At 68.1% G+C, this 3,262-nt stretch carries 3 protein-coding genes; all 3 read left to right on the plus strand.

Annotated elements, in window-relative coordinates:
• Positions 1-13: 13 nt before the first annotated feature.
• The 3 genes from ACFTZL_RS43195 to ACFTZL_RS43205 are packed head-to-tail and all read left to right on the plus strand — an operon-like array spanning position 14 to position 3,236.
• The gene (locus ACFTZL_RS43195) at positions 14-1,024 is read left to right on the plus strand and encodes an ABC transporter permease (RefSeq protein ID WP_382595610.1); all 1,011 of its coding nucleotides are present in this window, start codon (positions 14-16) and stop codon (positions 1,022-1,024) included.
• Positions 1,021-2,103, plus strand: a complete 1,083-nt coding sequence (locus ACFTZL_RS43200) for an ABC transporter ATP-binding protein (protein ID WP_382595604.1) — start codon at positions 1,021-1,023, stop codon at positions 2,101-2,103. Before ACFTZL_RS43195 ends, ACFTZL_RS43200 begins: the two co-directional genes overlap by 4 nt.
• A 14-nt stretch (positions 2,104-2,117) precedes the next feature.
• Entirely contained in the window at positions 2,118-3,236 is a 1,119-nt protein-coding gene (locus tag ACFTZL_RS43205; protein WP_382595607.1) for an ABC transporter ATP-binding protein, read from the plus strand.
• Positions 3,237-3,262 lie beyond the last annotated feature (26 nt).

Consider the following 3,262-nt stretch of genomic DNA (forward strand, 5'->3'; position numbering starts at 1 on the left):
GGGCCGTACAGCTGTGGCTGCGTACATCCTCCGACGCGTCATGGGCGCGGTGCTGTTGCTGCTGGTGGTCAGCGCAGTCACTTTCGCCATCTTCTTCCTGGTGCCCCGCCTCGGGGGCCAGACGGCCGACCAGTTGGCCACCCAGTACGTCGGCAAGGACGCGAACCCCGAGTCCGTCGCCGCGATCAAGCAGAACCTCGGCCTGGACCAGCCGGTCTACGTCCAGTACTGGGACTTCATCAAGGGCCTCGTGATCGGCGCCGACTACAAGTTCGGTCCCGACGCGACGCACTGCGGCGCACCCTGCTTCGGGTACTCCTTCAAGAGCCACATCGAGGTGTGGCCCCAGTTGGAGCAGCGGATCCCGGTCTCCTTCTCGCTGGCCGTCGGTGCGGCGGTGATCTGGCTGGTCTCCGGTGTGACCACCGGCGTGATCTCGGCCCTGCGCAAGGGCAAGCCGATCGACCGCATCTCGATGTTCATCGCGCTCGCCGGCGTCTCGCTCCCGATCTTCTTCACCGGCCAGATCCTGCTCGCGCTCTTCGTCTACGAGATCCCCATCTGGGAGAGCATCGACTACGTCCCGTTCACCGAGAACCCGGCCGAATGGGCCTGGCACATGGTGCTTCCCTGGGTCAGCCTCGCCTTCCTCTTCTCCGCGCTCTACGCCAGGCTCACCCGGGCGGGCATGCTGGAGACGATGAGCGAGGACTACATCCGAACGGCCAGGGCCAAGGGTCTGAAGGAGAGCACGGTCGTGGCCAAGCACGGCCTGCGCTCCGCGCTCACCCCGATCGTCACCATCTTCGGCATGGACTTCGGCACCCTCGTGGGCACCGCGGTGCTCACCGAGACCGTGTTCTCCCTGCAGGGCATCGGTGCCTATTCGGTCCAGGCCATCAAGGACAACGACCTGCCCATCGTGATGGGCGTGACCCTGGTCGCCGCGTTCTTCATCGTCTTCTGCAATCTGATCGTCGACCTGGTGTACGCCGCCATCGACCCCCGGGTGAGGTACTCGTGAGCAAGCTCGACAAAGCCGCGCTCGGCGAACCGGACTCCGTCGCCCCGTCCACCGCGGACGACGTGTTCCTGTCCGTACGGGATCTGCGCATCCACTTCGACACGGACGACGGTCTGGTCAGGTCGGTGGACGGCGTCAGCTTCGATGTGCGCAAGGGCAAGACCCTGGGCATCGTGGGCGAGTCCGGCTCCGGCAAGTCCGTCACCTCGCTCGGCGTGATGGGCCTGCACCGCTCGGCGCGTGCCAAGGTCTCCGGCGAGGTGTGGCTGGACGGCCAGGAGCTGATCGGGGCCGACCCCGACGAGGTACGGCGGCTGCGCGGCCGGAAGATGGCCATGATCTTCCAGGACCCGCTGTCGGCGATGCACCCCTACTACACGGTGGGGCAGCAGATCGTCGAGGCGTACCGGGTCCACCACGACGTCAACAAGAAGGTCGCCAAGCAGCGGGCGGTCGAGATGCTCGACCGGGTCGGCATCCCCGAGCCCGCCAAGCGCGTGGACGGCTACCCGCACGAGTTCTCCGGCGGTATGCGCCAGCGCGCGATGATCGCCATGGCGCTGGTGAACAACCCCGAGCTGCTCATCGCCGACGAGCCGACCACCGCCCTGGACGTCACCGTGCAGGCGCAGATCCTCGATCTGATCCATGACCTGCAGAAGGAGTTCGGCTCCGCGGTCATCATGATCACCCACGACCTGGGCGTGGTCGCCGAGATGGCCGACGACCTGCTGGTCATGTACGGCGGCCGGTGCGTGGAGCGCGGTCCCGCCGAGGACGTGTTCTCCGAGCCCCGGCACCCCTACACCTGGGGCCTGCTCGGCTCGATGCCGCGTATGGACCGGGAGGAGACGGACCGGCTCATCCCGATCAAGGGCGCGCCGCCCTCCCTCATCAACCTCCCGTCCGGCTGCGCCTTCAACCCGCGCTGCCCGTACGCGGACATCCCGAAGGACAACGTCACCCGCACGGTCCGCCCCGAGCTGACCGAGGTCGGCGGCGGGCACTGGGCCGCCTGCCACATGACCCAGGAGCAGCGGGAGCGGATCTGGACCGAAGAGATTGCGCCGAAGCTGTGAGCGACGAGAAACCGGTGAGCAAACCGGACACCAGCGGGGCCACCCTCACCAAGGACTCCGCCGCCGACGGCGAGGTCCTGCTGAAGGTGACCGGCCTGCAGAAGCACTTCCCGATCCGCAAGGGCCTGCTCCAGCGGCAGACCGGCGCGGTGCGCGCCGTCGACGGCATCGACTTCGAGGTCCGCAGGGGCGAGACGCTCGGTGTCGTGGGCGAGTCGGGCTGCGGCAAGTCCACCATGGGCCGGCTGATCACCCGGCTGCTCGAACCGACCGACGGCACGGTCGAGTTCGAGGGCAAGGACATCACGCACCTGAGCACGAGCGATCTGCGCCCGATGCGCCGTGACGTTCAGATGATCTTCCAGGACCCGTACTCCTCGCTGAACCCCCGGCACACCATCGGCACGATCGTCGGCGCCCCCTTCAGGCTCCAGGGCGTCGAGCCCGAGGGCGGGGTGAAGAAGGAGGTCCAGCGGCTGCTGTCGGTGGTCGGCCTCAACCCCGAGCACTACAACCGCTATCCGCACGAGTTCTCCGGCGGCCAGCGCCAGCGCATCGGCATCGCCCGCGCGCTCGCGCTCAACCCCAGGCTGGTCGTGGCGGACGAGCCGGTCTCCGCGCTGGACGTGTCGATCCAGGCGCAGGTGGTGAACCTGCTGGACGACCTCCAGCAGGAACTGGGCCTGACGTACGTGATCATCGCGCACGACCTGTCGGTCGTCCGGCACGTCTCGGACCGGATCGCGGTGATGTACCTCGGCAAGATCGTCGAGCTGGCCGAGCGCGACCAGCTCTACAAGTCGCCGATGCACCCGTATTCCAAGGCCCTGCTGTCGGCCGTGCCGGTACCGGATCCGAAGCGCCGGGGCGCCAAGAGCGAGCGCATCCTGCTCAAGGGCGACGTGCCCTCGCCGATCGCCCCGCCGAGCGGCTGCCGCTTCCACACCCGGTGCTGGAAGGCGACGCAGATGTGCAAGACGACCGAGCCGCCGCTGGTGGAGCTGCGGGCCGGGCAGCGCGTCGCCTGCCACCACCCGGAGAACTTCGAGGACCAGCAGCCGCAGGACACCGAGCTGCTGTCCTCGGCCCACGAAGCCGCCGCGGAGAACCACACGACGGCCGTCGAGAAGTGATTCCACCCGAGCCCCCGCCCCCTCAC

It is taken from the genome of Streptomyces sp. NPDC056948 (assembly GCF_042674225.1).
In the GTDB taxonomy this organism is placed as follows: Bacteria; Actinomycetota; Actinomycetes; order Streptomycetales; family Streptomycetaceae; genus Streptomyces; species Streptomyces purpurascens.